This is a genomic window from Janthinobacterium sp. TND4EL3, from assembly GCF_900156175.1.
Classification (GTDB): Bacteria; Pseudomonadota; Gammaproteobacteria; order Burkholderiales; family Burkholderiaceae_D; genus Janthinobacterium.
Map to the genome: position 1 here is coordinate 22,117 of NZ_FTMV01000008.1, position 14,964 is coordinate 37,080.

At 62.7% G+C, this 14,964-nt stretch carries 12 protein-coding genes; 5 read left to right on the top strand and 7 right to left on the bottom strand.

The window, feature by feature from the left end; translation table 11 throughout:
- Positions 1 to 10: 10 nt before the first annotated feature.
- From BXA07_RS13820 to BXA07_RS13845, 7 genes are all read right to left on the bottom strand, one after another.
- A complete protein-coding gene (locus tag BXA07_RS13820) occupies positions 11 to 2,890 on the bottom strand; it encodes a TonB-dependent receptor (RefSeq protein ID WP_170909661.1) in 2,880 nt (959 codons plus the stop codon).
- 333 nt (positions 2,891 to 3,223) lie between these two features.
- Complete coding sequence (locus tag BXA07_RS30165) at positions 3,224 to 3,487, bottom strand: hypothetical protein (protein ID WP_139335568.1); 264 nt, start codon at positions 3,485 to 3,487, stop codon at positions 3,224 to 3,226.
- Positions 3,488 to 3,515: 28 nt separating this feature from the next.
- A complete protein-coding gene (locus BXA07_RS13825) occupies positions 3,516 to 6,395 on the bottom strand; it encodes a M16 family metallopeptidase (protein ID WP_083708228.1) in 2,880 nt (959 codons plus the stop codon).
- Positions 6,396 to 6,508: 113 nt separating this feature from the next.
- Complete coding sequence (locus tag BXA07_RS13830) at positions 6,509 to 6,841, bottom strand: type II toxin-antitoxin system RelE/ParE family toxin (RefSeq protein ID WP_076568493.1); 333 nt, start codon at positions 6,839 to 6,841, stop codon at positions 6,509 to 6,511.
- 1 nt (position 6,842) lies between these two features.
- Entirely contained in the window at positions 6,843 to 7,160 is a 318-nt protein-coding gene (locus BXA07_RS13835) for a type II toxin-antitoxin system Phd/YefM family antitoxin (protein ID WP_076568703.1), read from the bottom strand.
- A gap of 40 nt (positions 7,161 to 7,200) precedes the next feature.
- The gene (locus BXA07_RS13840; protein WP_244556285.1) at positions 7,201 to 8,127 is read right to left on the bottom strand and encodes a sensor domain-containing diguanylate cyclase; all 927 of its coding nucleotides are present in this window, start codon (positions 8,125 to 8,127) and stop codon (positions 7,201 to 7,203) included.
- A 149-nt stretch (positions 8,128 to 8,276) separates the two neighbouring features.
- On the bottom strand, positions 8,277 to 9,170 hold the full coding sequence (locus BXA07_RS13845) for a sensor histidine kinase (protein ID WP_170909662.1): 894 nt from the start codon (positions 9,168 to 9,170) through the stop codon (positions 8,277 to 8,279).
- A 289-nt stretch (positions 9,171 to 9,459) separates the two neighbouring features.
- Between BXA07_RS13845 and queE the strand changes: the two genes are divergently transcribed.
- From queE to BXA07_RS13870, 5 genes are all read left to right on the top strand, one after another.
- The gene (queE, locus tag BXA07_RS13850; protein ID WP_076568494.1) at positions 9,460 to 10,095 is read left to right on the top strand and encodes a 7-carboxy-7-deazaguanine synthase; all 636 of its coding nucleotides are present in this window, start codon (positions 9,460 to 9,462) and stop codon (positions 10,093 to 10,095) included.
- Positions 10,096 to 10,104: 9 nt separating this feature from the next.
- Positions 10,105 to 10,551 carry a 6-carboxytetrahydropterin synthase QueD gene (gene queD / locus BXA07_RS13855; RefSeq protein ID WP_034755997.1) on the top strand — a complete coding sequence of 149 codons (447 nt, stop codon included), beginning with the start codon at positions 10,105 to 10,107 and terminating at the stop codon, positions 10,549 to 10,551.
- A complete protein-coding gene (gene tadA / locus BXA07_RS13860) occupies positions 10,544 to 11,053 on the top strand; it encodes a tRNA adenosine(34) deaminase TadA (RefSeq protein ID WP_076568495.1) in 510 nt (169 codons plus the stop codon). The genes queD and tadA overlap by 8 nt, the downstream gene beginning before the upstream one ends.
- Before the next feature lie 241 nt (positions 11,054 to 11,294).
- Complete coding sequence (locus tag BXA07_RS13865) at positions 11,295 to 13,658, top strand: TonB-dependent hemoglobin/transferrin/lactoferrin family receptor (protein WP_076568496.1); 2,364 nt, start codon at positions 11,295 to 11,297, stop codon at positions 13,656 to 13,658.
- A gap of 63 nt (positions 13,659 to 13,721) precedes the next feature.
- The gene (locus BXA07_RS13870; RefSeq protein ID WP_076568497.1) at positions 13,722 to 14,879 is read left to right on the top strand and encodes a hemin-degrading factor; all 1,158 of its coding nucleotides are present in this window, start codon (positions 13,722 to 13,724) and stop codon (positions 14,877 to 14,879) included.
- The last annotated feature ends 85 nt before the right edge of the window (positions 14,880 to 14,964 follow it).

Here is a 14,964-nt window from a genome sequence, read left to right on the forward strand (position 1 = left end):
TTGCAGCTAATCAGAACGTATAACGGCCGTTGAAGGTGAAGTAGCGGCCGTAGTTGTTATGCAGTCCCTCGTTGTAGCCGGCGGCTGGGTAGCCTGGATCGTAGGGAGCGGCACGGTCGAACAGGTTCTGGATATTGACGCTCAGACTCACGTTCTTGAAACCCGTGTAGGTGTAGCCGAGACCGACCGTAGTCCAGCTGGCAACCTTGCAATCCGGGAAGGCGTTTTCATAACCGGGAATCGAGGTATTGCGATCCGGTGCCGCATCGGTCGGCTTTTTCGTGCCATAGGCGCAGAAAGGCTGGTCGTAGACGGTGGCGCCGTCGCGGAAGCGCTTGAGCGAAATGCTGTCGACGAAATTGAGCGAGGCGTTCACGTTGTGATCGCCTTTTGTCCACGACGTGGTCAGCGAGGCTTTCACGCGCGGCATGTCCGTGCCCACGCCCAGTTGCCAGTCGGACAGGCCAGGACGGGAGCCGGTGACGTTGTTTTCCACGTCGCCAGCCACCTGTGCCATCTTGTAGCTGTAGACATAGGTGGCGCGGAACGCCGAGCTCAGCGAACCCCACTCGCCGAGCTTGTTGCGCATGCGCGCTTCCAGGTCGATGCCCTTCAACTCGGTGGCGCCCTGGTTGGTCCATGGCGTCTTGACGCCCAGCAGCGGGCCGGTGCCAGGAATCGGATTGCCGTTCGCGTCGGTGATGAAGTTGACCGGATTCTGGTCGCGGATGACGTTTTCAGGCGCCCGGTCTTCGTTCTTCAGGGCGTCGCTGGCCGTGCCCAGGGCCACTTCCTTCTCCTTGCGCACCTTGTACACGTCGACCACGAAGTCCAGCCAGTTCGTCGGCGAATAGATCAGGCCCAGCGAGTAGCTCTTCGAGGTTTCCGGTTTCAGGTCGGGATTGGCGTTGCCGACGCCCGAAGTCGTTTTGTTGCAGTCGGAAGCGACGCCGTTCGGACGCGGCGTCTCTTCATCCTCCTCGCAGCGTTTCGGGTCATACACGCCGCGCAGGAAGTATTGCGCACCGCCTGGCGTCACTTGCGACAGTGCCGGCGCGCGGAAGCCTTCCGCGTAGGTGCCACGCAGCGCCAGGGTATCGGTGACCGTCCATTTCGCGCCCACCTTCGGCACGAAGTTGGTCTTGATGCCAGGATACTTGTCGACGCGTCCGGCGAAATCCATTTCGAAGCTTTTCGTGAATGGCGTGCGCAACTCGACGAAGGCCGACTTGACATCGCGCTGGCCGTCGATGGCGGTATTGGCAACGCCCAAGATTTGCCCGCTGGCCGTCAGGCTGTCAGGATCGATGCGGATCTTTTCGCGCCGCAGTTCAAAGCCCGCTGCCAATCCCATGGCGCCGCCGCCGAGCTGGCCAAATTCCGTGCTGGCCTTGCCATCCCACTGGAGAATTTCAGCCTTGCCGTGGTCTGTGGCATCGTGGCCGAGCGTGGGATCGGCCACCAGTTGCGCCAGCGAGGTGCCGGTGTTGAGTTTGCGCAAGGTTGGCAGGTACAGTTGGCCATATGTGGTTTCTTCGCGCTCCGAACGATTCCACAGCACGCCGCTTTCCCAGCTCCAGCCGAAATGGTCGCCTTGCAAGCCGGCCAGCAGGCGCGCATTTTCATTCACGGTTTGCGAACCGCCCCGCAGATTTTCGAAACGGTAGTTTACCGAGGCGCGTGCATCGCTGAGCGGATTGTCCGGGTGGCCGATGGGCAGGATGACCTGGAAAGGTTCAGCCGTTCCCGTGGCGGTAAAGTTCGTGACCTGCGAGTTGCCCAAGGTAATGCCCGCACCCGTGTAGCTGCGGCTCGAACGCGTGTAGGCTGCCTCGGCGAAGCCCGTTACCTTGCTGTTGATCTTCAGCGTGCCGCGCGTCAGCACGCTGCCATCCTTGCCGGCGCCCGTGCCTTCGAGGAATTGGTCGATATTGCTGTTGCAGAAGGTGCGGCCGATCAGTACGCTGGTTGGCAGCAGGCCATCCTTGGTGCCGCCCGTAATGCGCTCGCTGGGATCGCAGCCCAGGTTGAAGGTCATGCGGGCCGGGCCGGTGGCCTGGGTGACGCCAAAGCTTTTCGAGCCGGGGGCGGACTCGCGGAATATCGTCGCGTATTTCGAGACGGCGCTTGAGTAGTTCGAGCGGAAACGCCCGTTCAGGTCTTGATATGTGGAGTAGGCGATGTCATTGACGTCGCGGCGCGCCACCCGGTCCCGTTCGGAATAGTCGACGGCGACAAAGACGTTGTAGCCATCGGTATCGAAGTCGCCCGTGCCGAAAAAGCCATTGACGTTCTTGCGGCGGAAACGGTTGTCGTCGTTGGCGCTCGCGTTGGCGGAAAGCTGGCCGCCACGGTAGTTCGATTTGGTGATGAAGTTGATGACGCCGCCGATGGCGTCCGAGCCGTAGACGGCCGAGGCGCCATCCTTGAGGATTTCGACGCGGTCCAGGGCGGAAAGAGGAATACTGTTCAAGTCATACAGCGTGGAGTTGCCATTGTTCGGGTCCGCATACGCGGAGGGCGTCATGCGCCGGCCGTTCAGCAGGATCAGGGTGGAGCTCGATCCCAGTCCGCGCAAGGATGCCGTGGCCACGCCCTTGGCAAAGCCGGAGCCGCTGGCCTGGTCCTGGTTGGTGTCGGTGCCCATCGATGGTACCAGTTTCATCAGTTCTGCCACCGTCGATGCGCCGCTGTCCTTGATGTCCTTGGCGGTAATCACGTCGACAGGCGAGGTGCCTTCCTTGTCGGCGCGTTTCAGGTTGGAACCGGTGATCAGGATTTTTTGCAGCGCCGGCTCCTGCGGTGCCAGTTGGGCATAGACCAGTTGCGAAGAAGACAGGGTCAATGCGACTGCGATGACGCTTTGTTTTAAGACTATTCTTTTGAACAAAATATTCTCCATCAGTTTTCAACTGCTGAACACATGGCCGTCCATCGTTGTGCAATGTTCGGCTTTCCCGGTCTAGTGAATCGCTTCAGCGATTTTTGTTGCCAAACCGTATAAACAGTTTGGCCTAGACCTTTATCAAAACATCTTCGGAAACGTCGCGCTATGTTTTTTTCAATATTGTCACGTTGGCACAACAGTTCATCTAGAATATTTCTGCGCTTACATATTTGATAAAAAATTGATTGAGTAAAAAAGAAATTGTGCTAACAAATTCCCTTGCATTGTATTTTTATTAATATCATTTCATCGATGAATATTCTATAAGTTGCTGTTTTATATGGGTTTATTCTGCGTTGCGCCAGGGCGGAAAGGAATTATCATCTTCCGCGTATGTCCATGTAAGTTGCAAATGCTTACATCTGTAATATTTTGCGGATGCACAATTTTGGTGCGCTGATCTTTATTGCTGGTCTGGCCGTGAGCGCCGAGATAATCACGGGAGATAATCAGATAACATCGGAAGATAATCGAGGATTGATGTTGCGATGCATCATTTTCGTGCATAAAAAAAGCCGCCAGCATTATGCTGGCGGCCATGGCTGCATTTATCTGGTGCGTGCCGCGATTATTTGGCGAAGGCCTGCGCCGCCGGCGTCACGGTGACGGCCTCCGGCTTGATGCCCAGCTTCATCGCGCCGATGACCTTGTCTTCATCGAGCAGGGCCTGCGGCTTGTTGCCGTCGTATTTGATGGGCGAAAACGCGTCGCTGACGAGCTTTTCCTTCAAGCCGGCCGCGTCCTTGGCGACGATCACCACGGACAGGTTCTGCGCCGACAGGTGCTGTTGGATGGCGCGGTTGACATCCTGCACCGTCAGTTTCGACAAGCCATCACGCATCAGCTTGGTGAACTCGGGCGTGCCATACCATTGCGAATCGAGCGCGTAACCGAGTTGCTGGTCCTGCGTCGAGGTCATGACGAAGACGTTCTTCATCAGGTAGTCGCGCGTGGTGGCGAAATCGTCCTGCGTCAGGCCGTTGTCGACCAGCTTGCCCAGCTCCGTCAGGGCCACGCGCAGGGCGAAATGGGCGTTCTCCGGCGCCACGGGGCGTATCCAGATTTCGAACAGCTGCGCCTTGCGGCCCAGGTTCGGGCTCGGGAAGAACTGGTACATGCCGCGCGGGAAGGCTTCGATATACGCGTAATCGCCATAGTTCATGCCGCGGATTTCACGGATGCGCTGGTACAGATAGGAATTCGAGGCGCGGTGCTCGCCCAGCCACGTCTTCGCCAGCCACAGGGCGGGGAAGTCCGCGTGCGTGCGCGTCACGTCCAAAGGCAGGCCGAAGGAAATGGCCGTGGCGCGCGTGTTCTTCTCGATGATTTCCACTTCCAGCCCCTGCGCCTTGCGGCCCGCGGGCTTGACCGTGGCCGGCAGGCCGGGACCGGCCGGCAGCTTGCCCAGCGCCTGCGTCAGCGAGGCCGTCATGGCGTCGGAGACGTCGCCGGACATGCCCACCTTGACGGCGCCTTGCGCGTATGCCGTCTTCCAGAACTGTTTCACGTCGTCGAGGGTGATGGCGTCGATGCCGGCGACCGTGCCCAGCACGGGGTGGCCGTACGGCGTGCCCGCATACACGTTCGTCTGCAGACGCTCCTTGGCGAATTCCTCTTCGTTGTTGTCCTTCAGGTCCAGCAGCAGTGCGTTCTTCTGCGCATCCTTCAGGCGGCGGAAGTCGTCTTCGCGGAAACCGGGCGACAGCAGCAGGGGCAGGGCGATGTCGCTGAACTGGCTCCAGTTATCCCGGTTGATGGAACCCGTAAACGTCGTCATTTCCTTGTCCGCCTGCTGCGTGAAGCTGCCGGCCAGCGGGAACAGGGCCTGGTTGACTTCGTCGATCTTGCGCTCGGACGAGCCGCCCGAGGCCACCATGGCGGCCGTCAGCGCGGCCAGGCCTTCCTTGCCTTGCGGGTCGTGCGCGGAACCGGCCGCAAACAGCAGCTTGTAGCGGATCTGCGGCAGCGCCGACTTTTGCACCAGCACGTCGAACTTCGCGTTCGAAGCGGGCGGCAGCAGGCTGGCCAGCTTTGGCGTCGTGGCGATGGCGGCCGCCATCGGCGGGTTCGACAGGGTGGTCACCACCAGGCCGTCGTCCGTCAGGTATTTGCGCGCGGCCGCCTGCAGGTCGGCCGGCGTGAGCGTGTCGATCAGGCGATAGTACTGGTTGATGGTGGCATACGAGCGGTCGAAGTGCACGAACGACGCCAGGGTGCCGGCGATCTGCTCCGTGTTGTCGAGCGAGCGGATCAAGCCGTATTTTTCGGCCGACTTGGCGTCCGCCAGGTCTTTTTCGCTGACGGGCGTGTCGCGCAGCCGCGCCACGGTGGCCAATATCGCGTCGCGCACGTAGACGGCGTCGGCGATGTTCTTCACGCGCGCGCCGATCACGGCCAGGGTCGGGTCGACCCGGTCCGGCGTCATCTCGAACAACTGGTCGACCTTCTGCTCGTTCTGCACCAGGCGTTTATACAGGGGCGAGGTGCGGCCGAACGACAGCGACAGCAAGGTCGCCAGGGCCGCCTGATCCTTGTCCTTCACGGAAAAGGCGGGTGCGTGGAAGCCCACGGCCACCCACGGCAGGGTCGGCGTGGGCCAGGCCACGTGCTTGTAGACGGGGCCATGCGGGGCCGGTTCCACGGGCACGGCCGCCTGCTGCTTGCCGCGCTGCCAGCCGCTCCAGTATTTTTCCACCAGGGCGATGGCCTTCTGCGGCTCGACGTCGCCGGCGATGATGATGGTGGTGCGCTCGGGGCGGTACCAGCGGTCGAAGAAGATCTTCGAATACGCGTACTGGTTCGGCATGTCCTCGATGTCCTGGATGAAGCCCATCGTCGTGTGCTTGTAGGTATGCGTCGTGTAGGCGCTGTCGCGCATCACTTCGAACAGTTTCGAGACGGGATTGGCGCTGTTCTTGTTGTATTCGCCCAGCACGGCCCGCGATTCCGTCTTGAACGCGTCTTCCGCGTAATCGAGGTGCTGGAAGCGGTCCGCCTCCACCTTCAGCACGGTTTCCAGGTCATCCTTGGCAAACGTCGTGTGGTAATTGGTCAGGTCGTCGCTCGTGTAGGCGTTCTGGCGCGCGCCCGCCTTGGTGATGATTTCCTGGTATTTTTCGGGCGGATAGGCCTTGGTGCCGCGGAACATCATGTGCTCGAAGAAATGCGCGAAACCGGACTTGCCCGGCTCGACTTCATTGCGCGAGCCCGTCTGCACGGGGATGTGCAGCGAGACGATGTTCGGGAAGCCGGTCGGCACGATGATGATCTTCAAACCGTTGGCCAGGGTTTTTTCCGTGGCCTTGAACGGCAGCAGGTCGGTCTTGGCAGCGGCGGCGCTTTTGGCGGCTGCGGGCTTTGCCGGCATGGCGGCAGCGGTTTGCTGGGCCAGGCTGGACGAGGCCATGGCCGACAGGGCCAGGGCGAAAGCGGGGATGAAAATGGGCATGACTCTTGACACGAGGGCTCCTTCTTTTTTGGATGTTATGAAAGTGCAACACCACAGCATAGAAGATTCGTGCCGCCGTGCATAGGGGCAGTAGTTGCAACGAGGAAAGATGCCTAGAAGTCGGGCCGCAGCATGCGTGCCGTCAGGTGGCTGAGAAAATCGCGCCGGGTCAGCCGGAACAGGCGGATATATACGATGCCGTGCGCACGCTCATGCTGGTACACGACGCGGATGTCGTGGCACAGGCGTTGCCAAACGTCCAGGCCGGGCTCGCGGGCCTCTTCGATGGGTGCGCCGCTGTCGGGATAGGCCTTCAGATCGGCCAGGAGTTGCCGAAAGTCCGAGCTGAACTGTTCGCAGGCCGCTGGCGCCTGGCGCGCCTCGAAGTCGCTGCGCAAGTCCCTGAAATCGGCAGCGGCGCTGTTCAGCACGACGATGCGCGTCATCTCAAGCCTGGTCGAGGCTGGCGAGGAAATCTTCTTCGGCCATCACGTCGCCACGCGCGATCTCCTGCTTGCCCATGGCAATCAGCTTCATGAACGCGTGCTGCTCCTGCATCTGTCGGGCCTGCCGCTTGCCTTCCTGGTAGGCGTGCATGGACAGCACGACCATCTTCGCTTCGCCATTTTGCGTGCTGATGAGGGGTTCGTGCTGGCCTGCGTCAAAGCTGCTGACGATTTCCGCCGTGTTGGCCTTCACATAGGAAATCGGCTTGATGCGTTCCTTGAGGTTCGTGGCGGCGCCTTGACTGAGAAAATGTGACACGACCAAATATACGCCAAATTTGGTCCTGTTTCCCTGCCGCTTAGGTCAGCGTCGTTTCCGGCAGGCTGATACGGTTGCGGCCCAGGTGCTTGGCGCGGTACAGGGCGCAGTCGGCCGTGTGGACCAGCTGGCCCAGTTCCGTGCCGGGGCCGGGCAGGGCCGTGGCGGCGCCGATGCTGACGGTGACGCAGGCGCCGTCGGGGCGCTTGCGCGGCAGCTGCAGCCGCTCCACGCGCTGGCGGATGCGCTCGGCAACGATGGCCGCGCCCTTGAGCGACTGGTTCGGCAGGATGACGGCGAATTCCTCGCCGCCGTAGCGGGCCACGAGGTCGTTGGCGCGCATTTCGCTGGCCACGGCGCCGGCCACCTTGCGCAGGCACAGGTCGCCGCCCTGGTGGCCGTGGCTGTCGTTGTATTGCTTGAAGTTGTCGACATCGACCATCAGCAGCGACAGCGGCTGCTGCTGGCGCTGCGCGCGCTGCCACTCGGCGTGGATGGTGTCGTCGAAGCAGCGCCGGTTCGCCAGGCCCGTCAAGCCGTCGCGCGTGGCCAGGCGTTCCAGTTCCACGTGCGCGCGCTTTTCATCGGTCATGTCGCGCAGGGTTTCGACGACGGCGACGAGTTCGCCATGGTTGCCGTAGATGGGGCTGGCGTCGACGGCCAGGTAGCGGCGCCGGCCCGTGCGCGGCATGTCGCACCAGTTTTCCGCGCACAGGTTGTTGCCCGTGCTGTTGCGGTACTGCTGCTGCGCGTACAGGGCGCGCAGGTCGCCGCCGCGCCCGGCCAGCAGCAAGTCGGCCAGCGTGGGGCGCTCGTCGTTGTAGAAGCAGCGGCCCGGCGCGCGCATGCCCAGCACTTCGGTGGCCGGCACGCCCGTCAGCTGTTCGCAGGCGCGGTTCCAGATCATCACCTTGCCATCGACGTCGAGCACAAATGTCGGCACGACCAGCAATTCCATCATCTTCATGGCGAAACCCTGGGCTTCGCCGTCGGGCGATACGCTGGCAGGTGCGTGGCTGTCCGGCATGTAGGCATCCTTGTTGGGCGTGAAAGGGGGCGGTTCCTTGGCCATGATGCAGCGTGGCTGGCGGCAGGTGTTGATCTTGAGCAATATTTTCAGCAATGGCCGGTGCTGTCCGGCAGCGGGACGGGCAGGGTCAGGCGCAAGCTGGTGCCGCCGCCCGCGCGGCTGTCGATGTGCAGGCAGCCGCCGGCGCACGCCAGCCGTTCGTGCATGCCGGACAGGCCGCAGCCCAGGCGCGTGGACGCGGCGGGCATGCCGACGCCGTCGTCGCTGATGCACAGCTCGAGCATGGCGGCGCGCCGGCGCAGGCTGACGCTGACGCGGCTGGCCCGCGCGTGGCGGGCCACGTTGGCCAGCGCTTCCTGCAGCGCGTGGTACAGCAGCGGCTCCTGCGCGCCCGCCACGCCGTCCAGGGCATCGCAAACGCCGTCGCACACGATGCCCGTGCTGCGGGAAAAATCGGCCAGCAAGCCGTCGAACGCCGCCTGCCAGCCGTGTTCCAGGGCGGGCGGGCGCAAGTCGTCGATGACGCAGCGCAGGGCGGCGATGCTGAGGTCGACGTTGCGTGCGATCAGGCCCAGTCTCTGCGCCAGCTGGGGCGCCGTGGCGGCGCTGCTGGCCTGCAGCATGGCCAGGTCGATTTTCAGGGTCAGCAGATGCTGGCCCAGGTCGTCGTGGATGTCGCGCCCGATGCGCCGGCGCTCCTGCTCGCGCGCCTTTTGCTGCTCGCAGGCCAGGCGCGCCTGCTCGGCGTCCGCGCGCAACTGTTCCAGTGTTAGCAGGCGCGTGGCCAGGCGGTGCTGGCGCCACAGCAGCAGGGCCAGCGCACCGAGCAGGATGGCGCAGGCCGCCGCCAGGTTCTGCGGCGTGGTCACGCGCGTCAGCGAAGCGTCCGCCTGGCCGGCCTGCAGCGAAGCGGCCGCGCAGGCGCCGAGGCAAGCGGGAATGCCGAACCGGGCAGGCAGGCGGATGTGGCGATGCGTCATCTTCTCGCTCCCTAAAAGTTTGCCATCAGGCAATGTCATTACAGAAAATATATTGGCTTGAAGGTATTTATATTGTCTAAACGCAAAAGCTGCGCAGATAGCCGCGCCAGCGTCGCATTCTTGTCCGTTTCCCCGCGTCGCCGTGCGGCAGACGCGGCATTTGCACGGGAAGTGTTGTGGCGGCATATAATAGAGGGTTGTCAATCGGCTTCACGCCCCCGGCCAGGTGTTTTGCGCCGGGCGCGCCCGCATCCATGCGCGATGCGCCGGCCAGCTCTTAGGAAATACAGTGACTTATAGCATCAAAGAGATTTTTTACACGCTGCAGGGCGAAGGCGCGCACGCGGGCCGCCCGGCCGTGTTTTGCCGCTTTTCCGGCTGCAACCTGTGGACGGGCCGCGAAAGCGACCGCGCCACGGCCGTGTGCCAGTTCTGCGACACGGATTTCGTCGGCACCGATGGCGAACTGGGCGGCAAGTTCAAGACGCCGCAGGAATTGGCCGCGCTGATCGACAGCCTGTGGCCGGCCAGCTATACCGCCAGCAAATACGTGGTGTTTACGGGCGGCGAGCCGCTGCTGCAGCTGGACACGGCCCTGATCGACGCCATGCACGCGGTGGGCTTTACCATCGCCATCGAAACCAACGGCACCTTGCCCGTGCCGGCCGGCGTGGACTGGATCTGCGTCAGCCCGAAGATGGGTTCCACGCTGGTGGTGCACAAGGGTAACGAGATCAAGGTCGTCATTCCCCAGTTCCAGCAAGACCTGGCCGCCTACGAAGGGCTCGATTTCGAGAACTTCTTCGTGCAGGCCATGGATGGTCCATTGGCCGCGCACAACATGCAGCTGGCCATCGAGACGTGCAAAAGCAACCCGAAGTGGAAGCTGAGCCTGCAAACCCATAAACTCCTGCAAATACCTTAATAAAACAATATGCTCACTATCACACGCAAGCTCGAATTCGACGCGGGCCACCGCATTCCCGACCACAAGAGCCAGTGCCGCAACCTGCACGGCCACCGCTACACGGTGGAAATCACCCTGGTCGGCAAGGTCATCGAAGCGGAAGGCAATTCCGACAATGGCATGATCATGGACTTTTCCGACGTCAAGACGCTGGCCAAGCAGCACCTGGTCGACGTATGGGACCACGCCTTCCTCGTCTACGAGAAGGACACGGCCGTGCGCGACTTCCTGGCCAGCCTGCCCGACCACAAGACCGTCGTCATCGACCGCATCCCCACCGTGGAAAACCTGGCGCGCATCGCCTTCGACATCCTCAAGGCCGCATTCACCGACCATTTCGGCACGGGCTTGCACCTGCATAAGCTGGTGCTGCATGAAACGCCGAATTGCTGGGCAGAAGTGACCGATGACTGAGATGCACGCTAGTGCGCAGGACGCGCGCTACATGCAGCTGGCCCTGGAACAGGCCCAGCACGCGTGGGACCTGGGCGAAGTGCCCGTCGGCGCCGTCGTCGTCAAGGATGGCGAAGTCATCGCCGTCGGCTACAACCAGCCCATCGGCCGCCACGACCCCACGGCGCACGCGGAAGTGATGGCCTTGCGCGCGGCCGCCGATAAGCTGGGCAACTACCGGCTGCCCGGCTGCGAGCTGTACGTGACCCTGGAGCCGTGCGTGATGTGCTCGGGCGCCATGCTGCATGCCCGGCTGGCGCGCGTCGTGTACGGCGCAGGCGACCCGAAGACGGGCGCCTGCGGTTCCGTGCTGAACCTGTTCGAACAGCCGGCCCTGAACCACCAGACGGCCATCGCAGGCGGCGTGCTGGCCGACGAGTGCGGCGCTTTCCTCAAGCGTTTCTTTGTCGAGCGCCGCCGCGCCCAGGCCGAGGCGCGCAAGCTCGCCAATCCGCAGGGCTAGCATCCTGCGCAGCAGGGCAGGGCCCGATGGCCTGATCCAGATGATAACCATGCCAGCCACCCCGGCTGGCATTTTTATAATTGTTGCGAAATAACATCTGTCTAGACCAATTGCCATTCTCAAATGAGAATGATTCGTGTTACAGTATTGTTTTCGCCAGCAAACTTTCCTCATGCATCGTTAACGCTTTCGTTATCGATCCGGGTTCAAGAGCCAGCCTTTACTCTTAGACCGGATCATCATGACTACAGTGCCTACGCAGCGCTCCGCTGCCCCCGTCGTATCCTCCCCCCGCCTGCCTGTCCGCCGCCATAACCTGGTGCTGCGCGCCGCCTTGCTGGGCCTGTTCGCGGCGCCCTTGTTGCCCGCGCAGGCGCAAACGGCCGCCATCAATGCGGGCACGGCGGCCCAGGAGCCGGCCAGGCTGCCCGTTTTCCCGGAAATCGTCGTGAACGCCAAGCAAGACTATGAACGCCGCGCCGGCACCAAGACGGTCGTCACGGCGGACGACCTGGAGCGCCGCAATGTCACGGAAATGGGCGGCATCGTGCGCTATCTGCCCTTGATCAGCGCGCCAGCGGCGGCTTCGGGCAGCGGCAGCGTGTGGGATGGTTCCGGCAACACGGGCTACAACATCCGCGGCCTGGAAGGCAACCGGGTCAGCCTGGAGCTCGACGGCATTGCGCTGCCCGACGCGGCGCCCAAGCCGGACGGCAACACCCTCAACGCCTTCGCCACGGGCCGCGATTATTTCGACCCTGAAACCTTCCGCGAAGTGCGCATCGATTCGGGCACGACGGCCGCCAGCGGCGCCAATCCCGGCCTGGGCGGCGGCGTGGCCTTCATCACCAAGTCGCCCGAGGATTACCTGGGCGAGGGGAAAGACCATTACGTGGCCTATAAATACGGCCGCGCCACGGCCGACCGCAGCAATGCGCACACGCTGACGGGCGCCGCCAAAATTGGTGCCAATCTGCAGGGCCTGGCCGTCTACGTGCACCGCGACGGCGAGCAGACGGACAGCCGCGGCAGCACGCCCGTCAACCCGGATGACTGGCATTCGAACGCCTTGCTGTCCAAGCTCGTGTGGACCTTGCCTGGCGAACAAAAGCTGGACTTGACGGTCGACATGTTCGAGCGCAAGAACCAGCGCGATCTGCGCAGCAAGGTCAGCACGTATTACCCGACGGGCGTGCAGCAGGATTCCACCGCCAAACGCACGCGCGTGAGCCTGGGCCACGACGTGGTGCTCAAGGATGTCGCCCTGTTCGACCGCCTGACGTCGAAGGTGTATCTGCAGAACGCGAAAACCGAGGACAAGACGCAAGGCCTCTACACGTTCGGCAGTCCGGCCCGGCGCTCGATCGATACCAATTTCAAGAATGACAGCATCGGCCTGACGTCGGAAGCGTTCAAGCAGCTCAATGCGGACAATGCGCTGCTGTACGGCGTGCAGCTGGAACAGCTGAAAACTCGGCGTCCGTGGCGCGAAGACCGCGTCATCGTCGCCACGGGCCAGCATCAGGTCACCAACAAGAACCGCATGGCCGACATGGACACGAGCAAGCTGGCCCTGTACGTGCGCGACGACCTCAGCTTTGATCTGGCGGGCAAGAAAGCCGTGCTGACGCCGGGCCTGCGTGCCGATTACCGCAAGAACACGCCGAAAAACCTGCAAACCTATGCGATCGCCGTGCCGAACGCAGCCAAGGAAGTGCGCGAAGAGAGCGATACCTATTTCACGCCCAGCCTGAGCCTGTCCGTGGAAGTGCTGCCGCAGATGAGCGCCTACGCCACCTTCACGCGCGGCACGCGCCTGCCGACGGCGGCCGAGCGCACGGGCACCTACGACTCGTTCAGCTACACAGGGACGGGGCAGGGCTATGCCGTGCTGGGCAATGCGAATTTGCGCAAGGAAACCAGCAAGGCGTATGAACTGGGCCTGAAGGGCGACGTCGCCAGGGGCTTGAGCATGCACGCGTCCGTCTACCAGACGGAATACACGGACATGGTCGATTACGTGATGCAAAAAGATGATCCGGTGAACTACCCCACCATCACGCGCGGCCTGTTCCGCCCGGAAAACATCGGCAATGCCCGCACCTGGGGCGCCGAGCTGACCCTGCGCGCGGAACTGGGCGCCTGGGCGCCGGCCATGCAGGGCTACCACGTGGACCTGGCCACCGGCGTGGCCAAGGGCCGCTCCTTCAATACCCAGACGGGCGAGAGCGGCGGCCTGAACTCGGTGGCGCCGGCCAAGTCGGCCTTGACCTTCGGCTACGACCATGCAAACGAGCTGTTCGGCCTGGCGCTGACTGTCGTGCATGCGGGCGCCAAGCAGGCACCGGAAAACCTGCTGATCGGCGATCCCGGCCCGCTGTTTACCGTGCCGTCGTACACGATCTTCGACCTGTCGACGTACTGGAACGTGCACAAGAACGCGAAGATCGTCGTCGGCGTGTACAACTTGACGGATCGCAAGTACTGGGACTACGCCGCCTCGCGCAGCCTGGCCGCCGGCACCACGGCCGCCAACCGCGCCGAGATCGAGCGCTACGCCAAGCCGGGCCGCAACGTCGCAGCCAGCCTCAGCGTCAATTTCTAGGTTTCACCGGGGAGGCGCGCCTGCGCCTCTTATTTTTTCCATGTTTGATTGAATGGTCTCTCTATGAAGTTATCCAAACTCGTTCTCTCCCTGCTAGGCAGCCTGCTGATTGCCAACGCGTACGCGGCCCCAGCCACCCTGGCGGAACGCTGGTCCACCTTGCGCACGGAACAGCCGAAGCTGCAGATCCGCGACGCGGCGCGCGCGCTGGGTGTGTCCGAAGCGCAATTGCTGGCAACCAACATCGGCAAGGGCGTGACGCGATTGCAGGCGGACGGCAACCAGCCGCGCGAAATCATGCGCGCCGCGCTGGACCTGGGCCGCGTGCAAGCGATCACGCGCAATGAAAACGGCGTCATCGAAACGACGGGCGTGGCCAGCAAGTTCAAGCAGGCGGGCGACAAGTCGGCACAGGCCGACGCCAAGCACGACCCGGAAACGCAGGCGCGCGAGCGCAATATCGCGGGCGGCTACCTGGGCGGCCAGATCGACCTGCGTTTCCACTTTGAAAACTGGAAATACGCATTTGCGGTAGAACAAGCAGGCCGCGACGGCAAGCCCACGCGCAGCCTGCAGTTTTTCGATGCCAACGGCACGGCCGTGCACAAGATCTACCTGCGCAACGAGGCTGGCGTGGCCGTCTACGATAAATTGGTGGCCACCTTCCGCCTGCCCCAGCAAAGCGCGGAATTGAACGTGCTGGCCGTGGCGCCGAAAGCGGCGGAGAAGCCGGACAGCGAGATCGACGTCAAGGAATTCCAGCTGGCCTGGAAAGACATGACGGACGTGCACCAGTTTGCGCAAATCATGCGCGAATTCCACCTGACGCGCGAACAGGCGCTGCGCCTGGCGCCGGCCGGCGTGGTCGAGCGCGTGACGCCGCAAGCGCTGCGCACCCTGCTGGAAAACGCGGCGCAGGACAAGGTCGCCATCATGGTTTTCCTGGGCAATGACGGCTTGACACAGATCTACAGCGGCAAGATCGAGAAAACCATGGCCGCAGGCGGCTTCTTCAACGTGCTGGACCCCGACTTCAACCTGCACATCCGCGATACGGCCCTGCGCAGCGGCTGGGTCGTCAAGCGGGGCGGCGTCACGTCCGTCGAATTCTTCGACAACGACGGCACGCAAGTGGTCTCCTTCTTCGGCGTGCGCGAACGGGGCAAACCGCAGCCGCAGGCGTGGGTGGACCTGGCCGACTCCTTGCCGAAAGCCAAGTAAGCAGCACTACGGACACTGCACTGTTGCCGCCCGGCGTACCGGCGCGGCAACAGTGCGGCGGGACTTTCGCATGAGTCATGATGGT